This window comes from Erwinia sp. JH02, from assembly GCF_013074405.1.
In the GTDB taxonomy this organism is placed as follows: domain Bacteria; phylum Pseudomonadota; class Gammaproteobacteria; order Enterobacterales; family Enterobacteriaceae; genus Erwinia; species Erwinia rhapontici.
The window spans coordinates 69,270-85,326 of the sequence record NZ_JABANZ010000006.1; the positions used below are offsets into that span (position 1 = coordinate 69,270).

The following is a 16,057-nucleotide window of genomic DNA, read 5'->3' on the forward strand; positions in this document are numbered from 1 at the left end:
CCTTAGCCATGCTGTGCTCCGGATTTTGCCTGAAGCGCAGCATCGGTGACTGCCTGAGGATCGCTGGTGAGCAGGTCTTTTGGCCTGCGTCCCCCCAGCCAACTGTTTCCAGTAGCAAACCAGGCGGCCAGCGACCAGGGCGTGCGTGTGCCATCGAAGATGTCCAGCACCTGTTTGATCACGGGCAGAGGTTGCCAGGCTTCATCAAACGCGTAATCCGGGTAGCGGTCCTGGCCTTCAACGTTGATGGCAAAGGTTTTACCCCGACGTTTCCAGGCATTGGGCCCGGCACTGCGGTTAGCATTGGTAAAATGGGCTTTGTCAGACAGTTCGCCGGATCTGATCCATCGGTCTTCGCTCAGTACGAATTCACGGATATCGTGCTGACGCTGTTGATTACGTGCATGGTACTGCTCATAGCCATCAAAAATACTTTCTGATTTATTTCCGCCGGCGTGAGCGGGTTTTTTTTTGCGCGCAGGTTTAAGCAGTGTCTGGGCAATTTCAAAAAAAGCCAGCGCCAGGGAGGGATCAAGAAGGGGATTGCTGACCATCTTCTCCAGTTTTTTGCGCAATGCGACACCATTGCCTGCAGGCGAAGGGGCGGCATCTTTTAGCTGATTAACATTGATGACCAGATATTCAGCACTCTCTTCAGCAGCCATATTGCGTAGCTGCTGACCATTAAACAGGCTGATGGTTTCTGATATGGCTGGTGTAGATTTTGCTGACATAGAACACCCCCGACTGGATATATTGCATATTTTGAATATATCGAATATTTGTCGGTATGTCTAAAATTTCATCGAAATTTGCGTGCAATGCGGGAGCGTGTGACGAATCATTTCGCCACACGCTTTCTCCTCTACTGATGACTGAAAGCAAAATCCTCGGAATCCACATCATAACCTGAGGGTTCCCAGCGGATAGCCAGCAGGGCGATCAGGCCGATAATCGGTGCCATCCCAATCACCCAGAACACATTAGTGCCCAGCAGGGCGGCCAGCACCGGGAACAGGAACAGCGAAGCCGTCGAACTGGCGCGCACCATTGTCTGATTGAAGCCCACGCCCACGCCGCGCAGCGACGTCGGGTAGCTGAGTGAGGCGTAAGTCATGGTATGTGCGCCCGGTCCGAAGCCCTGGCCCAGCAGGAACAGGGCCAGCATGCCAATCGAGATCGCCGCCTGTTGCCCGTCTTCCGGGCGTCCAACCAGTGCCAGACCGACCAGCGCCGCGATCTGGAACGTATAACCGAGTGTCATCATTTTCCAGGCACCAAAACGTGGCACCAGCCGTACGGCCAGCGTACCCCCGACAAAGGCAAACAACAGATTCAGCGCCAGCGACAGCAGAATGGTGTTCAGCATCGATTGTGCCAGGAAGCTGGAGATAATCACCGGCAGGCCAAACGCCACCGCGTTATAGGCGAAGGGGGAGACAATCGAGGTAATAGTCGCCAGCACGGTACGCTTCAGGTAAACCCCTTTGAACAGCGAGCCGTAGTTGCTCCAGCTGGCACGGCGTACCGCTTTGACTGGCGCGAGATCCGCATCTGCGGCGACATGTGCATTAATGCCCCAGGAGCTGCGCAGGATGGCCGCTGCCCCTTTCAGGTCACCCTGATTGGCGGCCCAGACCGGAGACTCGCTCATATAGCGACTGCGAATGGCGATAATAATCAGTGCCGGTACGGCCCCGAAGCCAAGAATAATGCGCCACATCAGGTCGCTGTGGCTTTCCGGCAGCACTGACCAGAAGAACAACACCAGCAGATAAGAGATAGAGATCGCTGCGTACCAGGTGGGGCACCACATGGCAATACTGGCGGCTTTATTGCCGCGCCCCCGCAGTTTGGAAAACTCGGCAAGAAAAGCCATCGCTACCGGTAAATCAATACCGATGCCCATGCCCATCACGAAACGCGCACCGGCCAGAACGTACTCATTGGGGGCAAAGGCACAGGCGAGGGCTGCAAAAACAAAGAAGAACATATCCGCCATAAAGACGCGGTAGCGGCCAATTTTATCGGTAAGGTAGCCACCAATCAGCGCGCCGACGATGGCACCCAGCGTAATCGATGAGGCGATCATACCTGCCCCAGCCGGGGAGAGGCCAAATTCGCGGGTGACATCTTTCATGCCAAATGCCAGTGCACCCAAATCATAGGCGTCAAGAAAGACACCGCCGAGGGCGATACCGATAACAATACGTGCATTGTTGCCAGAGTGACTGCTGGTGTTGACCAGCTGAGAGACATCCGATGCCTGACGGAGGGTGACGACTTCGCCTGTCGGCGTGTTCCCTGCCAGCGCGACGTGCGCCGAAGAAGTGATTTCAGTCATGATGTTGAGTTTTATTGTGATGAGTAAACTCAGAGCATAACTGTCTGACCTGTCGTGTTAAATTCCGTCTGGTTATAAGTTACAACCAACGGTGCGAGCGGGGCGGCAACAGGCTGCCGCCGGGCCGCACGATCAGGAACGCACGATGAAGGTATATCCGGCCAGCATCACGCCGCCAATCCCGCCGAGCGCCATCAGCAGGAAGATAAATATCACACCAATCTTTTGTAAGTTCATCACTTCATCCATTTTCTTAACCAGGGGCGAAGTATAGCGCTTTCGCCCGTGGGAATTAAGCCAAAGCCGGCGTTTTATTGTGCCGAATCGGGCTGTTTTGAGAAGAACAGCGTGACGCGTGCCACTTCAATACCAAATTTTTTCATCGAGGTGACGTTCATCAGATGCTGCGCATCCTGCTGATAAATCCAGTCGTCAAAGTTCAGTTTATAACTGCTGTCGTCGGTTTTGACCGTCATGGTGTAACGCCAGTTAAACGCGTTACCGCTGGCATGGCCGGTTGCCGTGCCGATAATATCCCCGGCCGTTCCGGTGTAGCTGCCGTCGGCCAGGCGGCGGATATGCCAGACCCGCGTCTGCTTCTCGCCGTCGTCATAAACGAACTGCTCGTTTAACGTCAGGGTTTCGCCCACCACCTGGCCGCGGATAACCACTTCAAAACGGCGGATCTGCTTCCCGCTGTAATCCTGCACCATGCCCCAGGCGCGGGACTCACCGTTGAACCAGCTGAAAATATCAATCTTCGGTTGCGCCTGCTGGTAGTCTTCCAGCGTGGCACCACAGCCTGCCAGCAGCAGGCTGAACGTCAGTAACAGGGATTTCCACATGATTAACCTCCGGTCAGTTCCCGACGGATATCGGGGTAAGTCGACGATGGCGATAGCCAGATATTGAGGAAAGCGTCGCGAAAGGCAGCATCAAAGCGCGGGCCGATCGGGCTAATAGCCGCCTGCGTTCCGGCGGCCTGCCAGTAAAACTGTCCGCCGCGGGCATCCGCCTGAAATGCCAGGCGGGTGCCATCGCTGACGTCCGGCCAGACGGTGGCCAGCTGTTGTAGCCACTGCTGACGCTGATCGCTGCTGCCGGTATTCTGTGCCTGCCACTGTTCCAGCGTGGCATCCAGCAGTTCCTGGCGGCTGATGTCGCGGCGGTAGGTGATCACCAGTGCCAGCGGCCACTGCTCGGGTTGCCAGCGTCCGCCGGGCGTCAGGAGCTGGGAATCGTACAGTGTAAATGGCCCCCAGGTCAGCGTCGCTTTGCCCACGTTCTTCCAGCGTAGCCAGTCAGCGGCCTGGCTCAGCGATGAAAATAACAACAGCAATAACAGCCATTTTTTCATGAATTTCTCCGCAGGAGTCTGCTGGCTAACGGTAGCCAGATCGCCCAGCCAATCGCCAGTGCACCCAGCGCCATGGCGGGTGACTGATGCCATTGCAGGCCACCGAGCCGCTCACCAATGAAATAGGAAAAGGGTCCGCCCAATGCGCCAGCCACGATCAGCCAGCGCCAGTCAGGTGCAAAGCGATGGAGGATCAGCCCCCACCAGCAGGCGAACGTCAGCCACAGTGCAAGCATCCAGACGGGAAACGCGTGGCTGCCGCTAAAACTGAACAGATCGAAGCCCAGCCACAGACTGTCGAGCGCGATACCTGCCAGCGCGACCAGCAGCAGGCGCAGCTTCATCACGCGCGGGCTCAGCAGCCAGGCCAGCAGCGCCCCGGCGCACAGCAGCAGCCCGATGCGCTCGCGCAGCGCCACGGCCAGCCCCCAGTAGAGATCAAAACCGAGGGTGAGCAACCAGAAGCGCAGGCGGCTCATGCGCGTTGCAGTGTGAGCTGGACGGTGCCAATGGTCTGCGCGCGGAAACCCGCCTCGCAATAGCAGAGATAAAACAGCCACATACGGCGGAAGCGCTCATCAAAGCGTCCTTTTGACAGCTGTGGCCAGGCGTTGTCAAACCGCCGCCGCCACAGTTGCAAGGTCTGCGCGTAGTCCGGGCCGATTTCCAGCTGGTCAATTTCGCTGAAATCGCTGATTTCTTGCAGCGTGTTCTGCAACAGGCTGACGGAGGGTAAAAAGCCGCCGGGGAAGATATAACGCTGGATAAAATCGACGCCGCGCGCATAGCTGTCAAAACGTTCTTCACTGATGGTGATCGCCTGCAATGCCAGACGGCCGCCCGGCTTCAGCAACTGCTGGCAGCGCTGAATAAACAGCGGAATATAGGCTTTACCCACCGCTTCTATCATCTCTATCGAGACAATTTTGTCGTACTGGCCGCTAAGATCACGGTAATCTTCACACAGCACGGTTACCTGGTCGCTCAGCCCGGCGGCGGCGATGCGCTGACAGCAATAGACATACTGTTCGCGCGAGATGGTGGTGGTGGTCACCCGGCAGCCGTACTCGCGAGCGGCAAATTCAGCCATGGCGCCCCAGCCGCTGCCAATCTCCAGCAGATGATCATTCGGCGTCAGCCCCAGCTTCACGCACAGGCGTTTCATTTTGGCCTGCTGCGCCTGCTCCAGCGTCATCTCCGGCTGCTGGAACCAGGCGCTGGAATAGAGCATCGCCTCATCAAGAAACGTGGTGTAGAAGTCGTTGCCGAGGTCGTAATGGGCGGCGATATTGCGCTTTGCCTGGCGCACATTGTTGCGGCGCAACGCATGACGCAGCTGATTAAACGGTGCGGTCAGCCAGCTGAGGCGGGCCTCCAGTTTATCAGCGACACGGGTATTTTGTGCCAGCGTCAGGATCACGGCGGTTAAGTCCGGGGTTTCCCATTCGCCATCCATATAGGTTTCTGCAGCGGCTATGCTGCCGCCCAGCAGGATACGGCGATACGCCCGTGAGTGATGCACCATCACTTCGGCCTGAAGCGCAGCCTGCGCATCGCCGAAGAAGCAGGTGCCGAGATGCGGGTCATGCAGGGTTAATCCCGCCCCTTTGATGCCCTGCAACAGGGATAAAATCACCCGGCGTGATGCGGAGAAGCGTTTACCCGTTTTTGCACGGCGTGCCAGGCTGAAATCAGTGCCAGTCATGGGTTATTTCTCCGACTTGCTGTGGTCATACACCGGCGCACCTTTGCGCCAAAGTTTCCACGCCTGCCAGTAAATCGCCAGCGCGGTACGAACGGTCATCATTGGAAAACGCCAGAGAAAATGGCGCAGTGTCTGCCGGGTCAGCGGCTGACGGCGTAAATGCAGGGTGGCATCAAACTCGCGCCCCTCACGGTGATTCTCAATATGCACCTGCAGTGATTTACCCGGCGGGGACAGCCGCCAGTGGTAAACCATCTCCATGGGGTTAAACGGCGAGACATGAAACGCTTTCTGCGTGGTTTCGCTGCCGTCAGGTTTCACCGCATACGTATGACGCTCATTCCACGGCGTATTACGCACTTCGGCCAGCATCCAGCGCAGGCTGTCGGCAGCATCGTACAGGTAGTAAAGGTTGACCGGATTGAATGAGCAGCCAAAGTAACGCAGCTGCGTCAGCAGCATCACGCGTCCGGTAAGATGCTCCCCAGTCAGGGCGGCAATGCGCGCCTGAGCACGCTCTTTGATGCCGCTGCCGCCACCAAGATAATCGTCCTCACTGAAGCTGGCAGCGCGCAGATTGTGGTGGCCGATGCCGACATTTTTTAGCAACGGCAGCTCATCAAGATCAATTAGCGGCATAAAAATGCGGTAGCTGAACTGATGATCCACCGGGGTGAAGCGACGATGGCGCACATGGCCGCTGTACAGCACGCTGTTCACAGTAAACCTGCCTGGTCCATGGCCGTCGTTACATCTAACGCGCTGCGAATGCCATCTTCATGAAAACCGTTGTAGCTCCATGCGCCGCAGAACCAAGTACGGTTGTTCCCGTTCAGCAGCAGCCGCTGCTCTTGTGTGTGCAGAGCATGTGGTCCGAACTGCGGATGATGGTATTCAAAGCGGCGTAACACGCGGGCCGGATCGATCGGTTGTGTCGGGTTGAGGCTGACGCAGAACGTATGCGGTGACTGAATGCCTTGCAGGATATTCATATTGTATGTCACGCTGGCACCCTGCTGTTCGCTGTCGTTTGCTTCATCATCCAGACGGTAGTTCCAGCTCGCCCAGGCTGCGCGGTTCTGTGGAAGCAAACGGGTATCGGTATGCAGCACCACTTCATTGGCGCGATAGGGCACACCGGCCAGCATCTCACTTTCCTGCGGCGACGCATCGCCCAGCAGCTGCAATGCCTGATCGCTGTGACAGGCGAAAATAACCTGGTCATAGCGCTCGACGCCTCGCGGGCTTTCCAGCGTGACGCCATCGGCATCACGCGTTATCCGGGTGACCGGGGTATCGAGATAGACCTGCATCTGCTGCCCGATCAGCTGCATCATGCGGCGGATATATTCCCGCGAACCGCCGGGCACTACGTACCATTGCGGTCGCTGGGTTAAATCCAGCAGGCCGTGATGATGGAAGAAGTTCAGAAACTGGGTCAGCGGCATACGGCGCATCTCACTCAGTGAGACTGACCAAATGGCGGCACCCATCGGCAAAATATAGTGCCGGGCAAAAAATTCACTAAAGCCCTGCGCGGTCAGAAACTCATCCAGTGAACCCTGGTCCTGCTGCTGCGCCAGCCACTGCTTTCCACAGCGATTAAACCGCACGATCTCTGCGAGGAAGCGATAAAACGAGGGCTTTAACAGGTTGCTACGCTGGGCGAAAAGGCTGCTGAGCGTGTGGCCGTTATACTCCAGCCCGGTGCGGGAATTGCGCACCGAAAAACTCATTTCCGTGGGCCTGCCTTCCAGCCCCAGTTCGGCCAGGAATCCCTGAAAACGCGGATAAGTGCGATCGTTAAAAACAATGAATCCGGTATCAATCGCCCAGTGCTGACCGTCCAGCTCAACGTCCACCGTGGCGGTATGGCCACCGAGTGTACTGCCGGTTTCATAAAGATGAACCTCGGTGCGTGGGGCTAATTTCCACGCACAGCTCAGGCCAGCAATTCCACTGCCAATAATCGCAATGCGCACGCATTACCTCGCTATTTTTTGCGTTAACAGACGCTGAAGGGCCTGGGGCAACCGTGAGGTCACCCGCAGAATAAAAGCAAACAGCGCCGGGAAAGCGATTTCGGCCTTTCCTTTTGCCAGCCCGCGCCGGATAAAGCGCGAAGCCTGAACCACGTCGACAATCATCGGCATGGCAAAATCGTTGCGCTGTGTCAGCGGCGTGTCGACAAAGCCGGGCAGCACCAGCGTGATGCCAATCTGCTGACGCTTGACATCCTGCGCCAGGCTGCGGGCGAAATAGGCCAGCGCGGCTTTCGAGGCACCGTACGCTTCGGCGCGCGGCAGGGGAACCATGCTGGCGGTAGAGCCGACCAGCGCCACGCGGCTGCCAGGCTGCATCTGTGGGAGCAGGCTGTCCAGGCAGTTCACCGGACCACTGAAGTTCGTCAGCATCACGCGGTGGACTTTTTCGGCATCGACAATGCCATGGTCAAGATATTCACAGGTGCCTGCACAGAGGATCGCCAGATCTGCCCGCTTGCCGTCCAGAGCGGCGCGCGTTTCAGCCAGGTCAGTGATATCAAACAGGCAGATGTCAATCAGTGGGAACTGCTGGCGCAGTGCGTCCAGTCGCTCCGGATTACGCCCGCAGGCGGTGACATGCCAGCCTTCCGTTGCATAATCCTGCGCTAATTGCAGGCCGATGCCGGAGCTGGCGCCAGTGATCAGGACACGTTTCATGGTTGCAACCTCTTTTTGACCAGGCCGATGATCGTGCCCAGCAACGGTAGCTTTTCGTAGAGCATGGCGCCCATATCGTAGTAATCGCGCTGAAAGACCACTTTATTGTCGCGAAATTGCAGGTAGCTGCTGCCCTCCAGCGTCTGGTCAGCTCCCCGTTGCAGGGCAGGGTGGGCATACTCCATGCGCCACAGCAGCAGCGCGTCGGTATCAAACTCGCGCACCTGCGTCACCACAAAGCGGCAGTAACGCATGTTTTTCAGCAGGCTGGCAAAGTACTGCTCCACCACCGCAATGCCCTGGTGTTCACCTACCGGATCGCTCAGGCAGATCTCCGGATGGTAAATCTGCGCCAGCATTGTCAGCGTGTCGCTGTCCAGCGTCTGGTAAAATGTCACTAACTGCTGTAGTGCGGCCTGCTGAGTCATACCTGATTCCTTAGTGACCGTATGCGGTAATCGAGAACCCCTGCGCCTGCCAGTGGCTCATCTGTTCCTGCTGGCGTTTGGTTAACGCTTTTCCGGTATAAACAAAAATATGCTGACCGGGGAAAAGCTCGGGGCGGGGAGACTCCAGCGGCTCGGCCAGGATGTCAATGCGCCAGCCCTGCTGCGAGAGTCGCCAGGCTTCCAGCCACAGGCGGGGTCGGTCCGTCAGGCCCCAGCCAATCAACAGTGCATCTTTGCCTGCTTTCTTGCGTGAACCCGTTAAACAGAAGCTTATGTAATCAATTAAAGCACCATCTAATAAACTACACATGGCCCGGGCGGTATTTTGATCTAAACCAAGGCGCTGGCGGATGGGGATGAAAACATGGTCGATAAGCATTTCTGCCGGGTTTTCTTTACCCATTGAGGCGATTTTTACGCGTAGCTTTGACGGACGCACGAGGCGAATAACCGCCAGCATCTCTTCCTGAAGGGCAAGCCACCCATCATCAATATTAACGTTTTCGCCTTCGAGCAGCGCTTTGACCTTACCGACCGGCACGCCGCTCTCAATCCAGCGTTTAATCTCTTCAATGCGCGCAATATCGTCTTCATCAAACAGACGATGACCCCCTTCGGTGCGCTGTGGTTTCAGCAGACCATAACGACGTTGCCAGGCGCGCAGCGTGACCGGATTAATGCCGCAGCGTTCTGCGACGTCACCGATGCTGTACAGTGCCATGTATTACCTCTTGACTTGCTGTCAGACTTTTTATCAGCCTAACCAATATTATCAGGTTGTACAAAGTATTATTTGTTGTACAAGTTGAAATGATGAAAATAAACAGCTATATCTCATATTAGAGATTAATTCCCAAATATGAGAAACAAAGATGCAACAAACCCCAACGGAACAGCGCCTGGCACAACGTCTGGCCGACCTGCGTGTGGAAAAGGGCTGGTCGCTGGAGACACTTGCCGAGCTTACCGGGATTAGCCGCGCTTCGCTATCCCGTATCGAGCGGGCTGAGACCAGCCCGACAGCCTCTTTGCTTAACCGACTGTGTAATGCCTACGGATTAACGATGTCACGTTTGTTAAGCGAAGTGGAACAGGAAGCTGTACAACTTTTACGGCCTGAGCAGCAAAGCGTCTGGCACGATGTAGAAAATGGCTACCAGCGCCGATCGCTCTCCCCGCCTGCGCAGGCGTTTCATGCGGAGCTGGTGGAAGCCCGGCTGGCGGGAGGGGCACGTATTGACTACGACATTCCGCCGATTGCCGGGCTTGAGCAACATATCTGGATCCTGGATGGCGTACTGGAATTTCAAATGGATGAGCGTTTCTGGCGGCTGGAGCAGGGGGACTGCCTGCGTTTTCATCTGTTTGGCCGCACCCGCTTTCATGCACCTGAAGCGGGCGGTGCACGCTATGCACTGGTGGTGGCCCGTCCATGAACAATATTGATTATCAATGGCTGGATGCCGGTCAGGCGCAGCAGGCGCTGCCTGCATTGTGTGAGGTGCTGGATGGCTGCGTGGCGCAGGGGGCCAGTATTGGCTTTATCGATCGTGATGCGCAGAGGCTGCACCATTTCTGGCAGGATGCCGTTCTCAGCCTGGCCTGCGGGGATAAACAGCTGCTGGTGGCGAAGCGCGACGGGCGAATTGTCGGGACGGTAATGCTGGTGCTGGCTATGCCCGCGAACGGCGTGCATCGTGCCGAAGTGATCAAACTGTTGGTGCATCCGGATGCACGCCGCTGCGGGATTGCCCGTGAACTGATGCAGCAGGCAGAAGCCCGGGGACGTGAACTCGGGCGCAGTCTGCTGGTGCTGGACACGCGCAGCGGGGATGCGGCTGAACCGCTTTACCTCTCGCTGGGCTGGAAGGTGGCCGGGCAGATCCCGGGCTATGCCCGATCGACCGCTGGCGTGATAGATGCCACCACGATCATGTATAAGGCGATCGATCCGATTGGGTAAGCGGTCGGGCGCGCTCCCCCGGATCACTTTCCGGGGGAGACGGGGCTAAACGCGGGCGGCCAGCGCGTCCACGCGCGCCATCGCCTGATACAGCGCACTTTCTGTCACCGTCTCGCGCATATTTTCCATATCCGGTGCATGCACCGATTCACGCACAATCACCGCCAGTTCGTCCGCATTCAGTTCGGCAATCTCTGCCAGACTAAGCGGTACACCACAGTCTCGCGCCAGGCGCATTTCTGCCAGCAGCTCTGCATCATCGCGCTGCTCCAGCGCCAGCAGGCAGAGATTGCCGTAGCCGACCAGCAGGCCGTGGCCGAATTCGCGGGTTTTGTCGACGAAAGTGAACCCTTCGTAAATGGCATGGGAAGCCGCCGCATGGGCGCCGTTGCTCATCAGTGAAGTCAGCCCGGCAAAGGTGAAGATGGCATCCAGCGCCTGATCGAGAGCGTGATCAGGCTGCCGCTGGCGCACGGCTTCACAGGCTGCCGGGCCGTGTTTTGCTATCACGTCATAGCAGAGACGGCTGTGTGCCAGCGAGGAGAGCGCATTCGCATCCACGGCCGGGTGGCGTTCGCTCACCGCACGAAACTCATACCATTTTGCCAGCGTATCGCCCAGCCCTGCGGCCAGCCAGCGCAGCGGTGCCTCGGTCAGCAGTTGGCTGTCGATGATCACCGCCGCCGGAGCCTGCGGCAGCGGGAAGATATCAAAAAAGTTGCCGTTATCGTCATAGCGAATGGTTAACGGCGTCACCGCCGAACAGGTCGCGGCGATGGTGGGCAGGGTGATCACCGGGATATTCTGCTCGGCACCGACCGCCTTGCAGGTATCCAGCGATTTACCTCCCCCCGCTGCAATAATCACGTCGGCCTGATATTCCTGCGCCAGCGCGCCCAGGCGGGCAATCTGGCGTAATGAGGTTTCGCCGCCAAACCATTCGCTGCCCACCAGCAGACAACCTGCTGCCGTCAGCTGTTGCGCCACCCGGTCTTTGACCGCCGCCAGCGCCTGGTGGCCGCCAATCAGCAGCACACGCTGGCCCAGTTCACGGCTGAGGGTGCCGATCTGGTTGATGACTCCCGCGCCACGCAGTACGCGCGCTGGGAAAATCAGATGTTGGTGTGACATGGTTATCCTTCAGAAAAAAAGGGGGAAAGTTATGGCTATCATCTGACGGAACCCTCCGCAGGAAAATCACTCGTATCCACTATTCACTTCATGATTTACTTAACTATCGATCGTTTAATCAGTGGAACGAAAGTGAGCCTCAACCGTTTACCCAATCTGAAACTATTGAGTGTGTTTGTCTGTGTGGCGCGCTGCCAGGGCTACTCCCGCGCCCAGCAGGAGCTGAATATGACCACGCCTGCGATCAGCGCCTATATGAGTGAGCTGGAGCAACAGCTGGGTTTCGTGCTGTGCCGACGCGGGCGGGCAGGATTTTCACTGACAGAAAAAGGCGAACAGTATCTGCAATACAGCCTGCAATTGCTGGATACCTTGCAGGACTTTGACCGCCAGGTGGACGGGCTGAAGAATGAGCAGGGTGGCGTGTTTTCACTTGGCGTCGTGGACTCTATCGCCACGGATGACCGACTGCATCTGGCCGATACCCTGCGTCAGTTCAGTGACCGCTTTCCGGCGATCTACCTCAGCCTGGCGGTACGTGACCCGAATGAGTTGCAGCAGCAGGTGCTGGATAACCGCCTTGACCTGGCCATCGGGCATTTCCCGGTGAACGTGAATAATCTGGTGACGGTGCCGCTGCACCATGAACAGCACTGGCTTTACTGTAGCGACAGCCATTCGCTGTTTGCCCGCCACACCCTGAATGACCTGCAAAATGTGGGCTTCGTGACTCGCAGCTACTGGAATCAGAGCGAGCTGGCGCGGCGCGGCTTTAAAGACAGTAGCGCCTCCGTGGAAAGCATCGAAGCGCAGCTGATTCTTATCCTTTCTGGTAAGTATATTGGTTACCTGCCGGAGCACTGCGCGCGGCCATGGGTGGCTGAGGGCCGGTTGCGGCGTCTGTCACCGGAACAATTCAACTATCGTGCAGCCTTTTCCCTGATTTTTCGTCGTGGCCGCAGCCGGGAAGTCCCGATCCGTGCCCTGCGTGACCTGCTGAAACTGCAAGCCGCCGCAGGAGATTAACGTTTGCAGGCTGACGCCGCCGCAATACTGTGTAAAAATACAGCCTTGTTTAGCTGGAAGTGATTGTCATGGCGTTAACTGTCGCGTTAAAAACGCAAATTGCCGGGTGGTATAAAGCCCTGCAACAGGAAGTTCCCGATTTTATTCCGCGTGCGCCGCAGCGGCAGATGATTGCCGAGGTCGCGAAAACGCTGGCGGGGGACGACGGTCGTCATCTGGCAATTGAAGCGCCGACCGGGGTGGGGAAAACCCTCTCCTATCTGATCCCTGGTATTGCTGTCAGCCGCGCCGAGGAAAAACCGCTGGTGGTCAGCACCGCTAACGTGGCCTTACAGGATCAGATTTTCAGCAAGGATCTGCCCCTGCTGAAGAAAATTATTCCCGATTTGAAGTTTACTGCGGCGTTTGGTCGTGGTCGTTACGTGTGTCCGCGCAATCTGTCGGCGCTGGCAACGGATGAAGAAAATCAGGGCGATCTGCTGCTGTTCCTCGACGACGATATGACCGCCAGCAAAGATGAGCGGGTCATCTGCACTGAACTGGAAAAATCCCTCAAGCGCTATCAGTGGGATGGACTGCGCGATCACTGTGCGGAAAATATTGAAGACTCCCTCTGGCAACGCCTGAGCACCGATAAAGCCAACTGCCTCGGCAGTAACTGCAACTGGTTCCGTGAATGTCCGTTTTATGTGGCGCGGCGTGAAATCGAAGATGCGGACGTGGTGGTGGCGAATCACGCCCTGGTGATGGCCGCACTGGAAACAGAATCCGTGCTGCCACCGCCGAAAAACCTGCTTCTGGTGCTGGATGAAGGCCACCATTTACCGGATGTGGCACGCGATGCGCTGGAGATGAGCGGCGAAATCACCCCAGGCTGGACCGTGTTACAACTGGATCTGTTCTGCCGCCTGGTGGAGCAGTGCCTGGCGCAGTTCCGCCCGAAACGCCCGCCGTCCCTTAGCCACCCGGACAAGCTCAAAGCCCACTGCGAAGAGGTGCGTGAGCAGTTACAGATGCTGTCGCAAATCTTAGGCCTGTATCTGCCGCCGGAAGGGCAGGAGGGCGAATATCGCTTTGAGATGGGGCTGCTGCCCGAAGAGATCCTGACAATCTGCGCCCGCCTTTTCAAACTCAGCGATGCGCTGCGTGGGTTGGCGGAAGGGATGATGAATGACCTCAGCGAGAAAACCGGCCAGTTTGACGTAGTGCGCCTGCACCGTACGCTGATCCAGATGAACCGTGCGCTGGGCTGGTTTGAAGCCAGCAGCAAGCTGTGGCGACTGGCGGCAATGGAGCAGGCATCCGGCGCCCCGGTGTCGAAATGGGTCACACGGGAAATCCGCGACGGTAGCGCGCATCTGATGTTTCACTGCGCCGGGATACGCGTCAGTGAACAGCTGGAAAAGTTGCTGTGGCGCAAGATCCCGCATGTGGTGGTGACCTCGGCGACGCTGCGCTCGTTAAACAGTTTCCAGCGTCTGCAGGAGATGTCCGGCTTGAGTGAGAAAGTCGGAGACCGCTTTGTCGCCCTCGATTCGCCGTTTAATCATGTGGCTCAGGGGCAGCTGATTATCCCGCAGATGAAGTACGAGCCGATGCTGGCGAACGAAGTGATGCATCTGGCGGAAATGGCGCACTTCTTTCGTCATCAAATTAAGCTGGCGGCCCATAAAGGTATCCTGGTGCTGTTCGCCAGTGGTCGCGCCATGCATCAATTCCTCGCTTACCTGCCCGAGTTGCGCCTGATGATGCTGGTGCAGGGCGATAAGCCACGCCCGGCGCTGGTGGCGCTGCACCGTAAACGCGTAGAGCAGGGGGAAACCAGCGTTCTGGTGGGATTACAGTCCTTTGCGGAGGGGCTGGATCTGAAAGGTGACCTGCTTTCTCAGGTCCATATTCATAAAATTGCTTTCCCCCCGATAGACAGTCCGGTTATTTTGACAGAGGGAGAGTGGCTAAAAAGCCTCAAGCGCTATCCGTTTGAAGTGCAAAGCCTGCCCAGCGCCTCGTTTAACCTCATCCAGCAGGTCGGGAGGTTGATCCGCAGCCATGATTGCTTTGGCGAGATTGTGATTTACGATCGGCGCTTGATCAGCAAAAGCTATGGTGCACGCCTGCTGGGGGCGCTGCCGGTGTTCCCCATCGCGCAGCCTCCGATGCCGGAAGGTGAACTGCCAAAAGCCGTAACCCCGGCCGCGAAGAAGAAACCCGCGCCGCGCCGTCGTCGTTAACCCTTTTTACTGAGCAAAAACATGAGCATGGACTATAAAAAAATCATCAAAGAGGTCGGACGCGGTAAGAATCATGCCCGCGATATTGATGCGGATACCGCGTGCGAGCTTTATCGCCGGATACTGAACGGCGAGGTACCGGATCTTGAACTGGGTGCTCTGCTGATTGCCCTGCGTATTAAAGGCGAAGGCGAAGGGGAGATGCTGGGCTTCTACCAGGCGATGCAGCAGCAGATGCCGCGCCTGATACCGCCTGCACAGCGACCGATGCCCATCGTGATCCCGAGTTACAACGGGGCACGCCGTCAGGGAAACCTGACGCCGCTGCTGGCGCTGCTGCTGTCGCGTCTGGGCTTCCCGGTGCTGGTTCACGGCGTTAGCGACGATCCGACCCGCATCACCAGCGAGGCGGTCTTTGCAGCGCTGGATATACCCGCTGTTTCCACCCTGGAAGAAGCACAGGCGAAGCTGGATGCCGGTGAGCTGGTGTTTATCACTATTGGCACGCTTTGCCAGCCCATGGAGCAGCAGCTGGCGTTGCGCTGGCGTATGGGGGTGCGTAACAGTGCGCATACGCTGGCCAAGCTGGCAACGCCGTTTGCCGCCGATGCGGCGCTGCGGTTGGCCAGCGTTTCGCATCCGGAGTATATCCCGCGCGTAGCAACATTTTTCAGCGCCGTTGGCGGGCGGGGTTTGTTGCTGAACGGTACGGAAGGGGAAGTGTACGCCAGCCCGCAGCGGTGCCCGTCGATCACGCTGATTGCTGGAGAAGACACGCGTGCGCTGTTGTCCCGGCAGGAAGAAGTGGTGCTGAGCGCTGACCATCTGCCTTCAGCTAAAGATGCGGCCACCACGGCCGCATGGATCCGTCGTTGCCTGGATCGCCAAGTGCCGGTGCCCCAGTCGCTGCGTTTGCAGATTGCCTGTTGTTACCTCGCTACCGGGCGGGCGATTGATCTGGATGGCGCGTTAGCGCAGATCGATTCGGCGGGCTATTAACACCCGCGCCGCATTCGGGTCGGGCATGCCCGACCCCTACCAATCCCTCATCATCGTTAACCGCTGTAGGGGCGAGGCATGCCTCGCCCGGTGTTGAATGCCGGATTTAACGAGGCAATAACGGCCCGACCCCGACGAGATCCCCCTTAT

At 57.5% G+C, this 16,057-nt stretch carries 18 protein-coding genes; 5 read left to right on the plus strand and 13 right to left on the minus strand.

Features of this window, described 5'->3' with window-relative positions; all coding sequences use genetic code 11:
* Window positions 1-2: 2 nt before the first annotated feature.
* The 12 genes from HHI26_RS25370 to HHI26_RS15865 all read right to left on the minus strand — a co-directional run bounded on the left by HHI26_RS25370 (window position 3) and on the right by HHI26_RS15865 (window position 9,278).
* Window positions 3-734, minus strand: coding sequence for a DUF2384 domain-containing protein (locus HHI26_RS25370; protein ID WP_205945534.1), 732 nt, complete (start codon window positions 732-734; stop codon window positions 3-5).
* A gap of 131 nt (window positions 735-865) precedes the next feature.
* Window positions 866-2,344 carry an MFS transporter gene (locus HHI26_RS15815; RefSeq protein ID WP_171149356.1) on the minus strand — a complete coding sequence of 493 codons (1,479 nt, stop codon included), beginning with the start codon at window positions 2,342-2,344 and terminating at the stop codon, window positions 866-868.
* 132 nt (window positions 2,345-2,476) lie between these two features.
* Window positions 2,477-2,581, minus strand: a complete 105-nt coding sequence (locus tag HHI26_RS15820) for a protein YohO (protein ID WP_133841139.1) — start codon at window positions 2,579-2,581, stop codon at window positions 2,477-2,479.
* 74 nt (window positions 2,582-2,655) lie between these two features.
* Window positions 2,656-3,189: a DUF3833 domain-containing protein gene (locus tag HHI26_RS15825; RefSeq protein WP_133841138.1), complete on the minus strand. Its 534-nt coding sequence runs from the start codon at window positions 3,187-3,189 to the stop codon at window positions 2,656-2,658.
* A gap of 2 nt (window positions 3,190-3,191) precedes the next feature.
* Window positions 3,192-3,701 carry a hypothetical protein gene (locus HHI26_RS15830; protein WP_133841137.1) on the minus strand — a complete coding sequence of 170 codons (510 nt, stop codon included), beginning with the start codon at window positions 3,699-3,701 and terminating at the stop codon, window positions 3,192-3,194.
* Window positions 3,698-4,180, minus strand: coding sequence for a DUF2878 domain-containing protein (locus HHI26_RS15835; protein ID WP_171149357.1), 483 nt, complete (start codon window positions 4,178-4,180; stop codon window positions 3,698-3,700). The genes HHI26_RS15830 and HHI26_RS15835 overlap by 4 nt, the downstream gene beginning before the upstream one ends.
* The gene (locus HHI26_RS15840) at window positions 4,177-5,406 is read right to left on the minus strand and encodes a cyclopropane-fatty-acyl-phospholipid synthase family protein (RefSeq protein ID WP_167864893.1); all 1,230 of its coding nucleotides are present in this window, start codon (window positions 5,404-5,406) and stop codon (window positions 4,177-4,179) included. Before HHI26_RS15840 ends, HHI26_RS15835 begins: the two co-directional genes overlap by 4 nt.
* A 3-nt stretch (window positions 5,407-5,409) precedes the next feature.
* Window positions 5,410-6,126, minus strand: a complete 717-nt coding sequence (locus HHI26_RS15845) for a DUF1365 domain-containing protein (protein ID WP_133841134.1) — start codon at window positions 6,124-6,126, stop codon at window positions 5,410-5,412.
* A complete protein-coding gene (locus HHI26_RS15850; RefSeq protein ID WP_159338089.1) occupies window positions 6,123-7,388 on the minus strand; it encodes an FAD-dependent oxidoreductase in 1,266 nt (421 codons plus the stop codon). The genes HHI26_RS15845 and HHI26_RS15850 overlap by 4 nt, the downstream gene beginning before the upstream one ends.
* 3 nt (window positions 7,389-7,391) lie before the next feature.
* Window positions 7,392-8,108, minus strand: a complete 717-nt coding sequence (locus tag HHI26_RS15855; protein ID WP_133841132.1) for an SDR family NAD(P)-dependent oxidoreductase — start codon at window positions 8,106-8,108, stop codon at window positions 7,392-7,394.
* Window positions 8,105-8,536: a nuclear transport factor 2 family protein gene (locus HHI26_RS15860; protein WP_171149358.1), complete on the minus strand. Its 432-nt coding sequence runs from the start codon at window positions 8,534-8,536 to the stop codon at window positions 8,105-8,107. Before HHI26_RS15860 ends, HHI26_RS15855 begins: the two co-directional genes overlap by 4 nt.
* Window positions 8,537-8,546: 10 nt before the next feature.
* A complete protein-coding gene (locus HHI26_RS15865) occupies window positions 8,547-9,278 on the minus strand; it encodes a MerR family transcriptional regulator (RefSeq protein WP_159338090.1) in 732 nt (243 codons plus the stop codon).
* A gap of 151 nt (window positions 9,279-9,429) precedes the next feature.
* Here HHI26_RS15865 and HHI26_RS15870 point away from each other — a divergent pair, with 151 nt between their 5' ends.
* Window positions 9,430-9,993 carry an XRE family transcriptional regulator gene (locus HHI26_RS15870; protein WP_171149359.1) on the plus strand — a complete coding sequence of 188 codons (564 nt, stop codon included), beginning with the start codon at window positions 9,430-9,432 and terminating at the stop codon, window positions 9,991-9,993.
* Window positions 9,990-10,520 (plus strand): GNAT family N-acetyltransferase, encoded by a 531-nt coding sequence (locus HHI26_RS15875; RefSeq protein ID WP_133841128.1) that lies wholly within the window; start codon window positions 9,990-9,992, stop codon window positions 10,518-10,520. The genes HHI26_RS15870 and HHI26_RS15875 overlap by 4 nt, the downstream gene beginning before the upstream one ends.
* A gap of 45 nt (window positions 10,521-10,565) precedes the next feature.
* Here HHI26_RS15875 and HHI26_RS15880 read toward each other — a convergent pair whose 3' ends face one another.
* Window positions 10,566-11,651, minus strand: a complete 1,086-nt coding sequence (locus HHI26_RS15880) for an iron-containing alcohol dehydrogenase family protein (RefSeq protein WP_159338091.1) — start codon at window positions 11,649-11,651, stop codon at window positions 10,566-10,568.
* A gap of 132 nt (window positions 11,652-11,783) precedes the next feature.
* On the opposite strand from HHI26_RS15880, the gene HHI26_RS15885 reads away from it, so the two are divergent.
* The 3 genes from HHI26_RS15885 (at window position 11,784) to ybiB (ending at window position 15,907) form a co-directional block, all read left to right on the plus strand.
* Window positions 11,784-12,677, plus strand: coding sequence for a LysR family transcriptional regulator (locus tag HHI26_RS15885; protein WP_171149360.1), 894 nt, complete (start codon window positions 11,784-11,786; stop codon window positions 12,675-12,677).
* A gap of 68 nt (window positions 12,678-12,745) precedes the next feature.
* A complete protein-coding gene (dinG, locus tag HHI26_RS15890) occupies window positions 12,746-14,908 on the plus strand; it encodes an ATP-dependent DNA helicase DinG (RefSeq protein WP_159338092.1) in 2,163 nt (720 codons plus the stop codon).
* Window positions 14,909-14,935: 27 nt separating this feature from the next.
* Entirely contained in the window at window positions 14,936-15,907 is a 972-nt protein-coding gene (gene ybiB, locus HHI26_RS15895) for a DNA-binding protein YbiB (RefSeq protein WP_167864931.1), read from the plus strand.
* The last annotated feature ends 150 nt before the right edge of the window (window positions 15,908-16,057 follow it).

Excerpts from the sequence above, each read along its gene's own strand:
- HHI26_RS25370 (WP_205945534.1), bottom strand. The coding sequence starts at position 734 with ATGTCAGCAAAATCTACACCAGCCATATCAGAAACCATCAGCCTGTTT.
- HHI26_RS15815 (WP_171149356.1), bottom strand. The coding sequence starts at position 2,344 with ATGACTGAAATCACTTCTTCGGCGCACGTCGCGCTGGCAGGGAACACG.
- HHI26_RS15820 (WP_133841139.1), bottom strand. The coding sequence starts at position 2,581 with ATGAACTTACAAAAGATTGGTGTGATATTTATCTTCCTGCTGATGGCG.
- HHI26_RS15825 (WP_133841138.1), bottom strand. The coding sequence starts at position 3,189 with ATGTGGAAATCCCTGTTACTGACGTTCAGCCTGCTGCTGGCAGGCTGT.
- HHI26_RS15830 (WP_133841137.1), bottom strand. The coding sequence starts at position 3,701 with ATGAAAAAATGGCTGTTATTGCTGTTGTTATTTTCATCGCTGAGCCAG.
- HHI26_RS15835 (WP_171149357.1), bottom strand. The coding sequence starts at position 4,180 with ATGAGCCGCCTGCGCTTCTGGTTGCTCACCCTCGGTTTTGATCTCTAC.
- HHI26_RS15840 (WP_167864893.1), bottom strand. The coding sequence starts at position 5,406 with ATGACTGGCACTGATTTCAGCCTGGCACGCCGTGCAAAAACGGGTAAA.
- HHI26_RS15855 (WP_133841132.1), bottom strand. The coding sequence starts at position 8,108 with ATGAAACGTGTCCTGATCACTGGCGCCAGCTCCGGCATCGGCCTGCAA.
- HHI26_RS15860 (WP_171149358.1), bottom strand. The coding sequence starts at position 8,536 with ATGACTCAGCAGGCCGCACTACAGCAGTTAGTGACATTTTACCAGACG.
- HHI26_RS15865 (WP_159338090.1), bottom strand. The coding sequence starts at position 9,278 with ATGGCACTGTACAGCATCGGTGACGTCGCAGAACGCTGCGGCATTAAT.
- HHI26_RS15870 (WP_171149359.1), top strand. The coding sequence starts at position 9,430 with ATGCAACAAACCCCAACGGAACAGCGCCTGGCACAACGTCTGGCCGAC.
- HHI26_RS15875 (WP_133841128.1), top strand. The coding sequence starts at position 9,990 with ATGAACAATATTGATTATCAATGGCTGGATGCCGGTCAGGCGCAGCAG.
- HHI26_RS15880 (WP_159338091.1), bottom strand. The coding sequence starts at position 11,651 with ATGTCACACCAACATCTGATTTTCCCAGCGCGCGTACTGCGTGGCGCG.
- dinG (WP_159338092.1), top strand. The coding sequence starts at position 12,746 with ATGGCGTTAACTGTCGCGTTAAAAACGCAAATTGCCGGGTGGTATAAA.
- ybiB (WP_167864931.1), top strand. The coding sequence starts at position 14,936 with ATGGACTATAAAAAAATCATCAAAGAGGTCGGACGCGGTAAGAATCAT.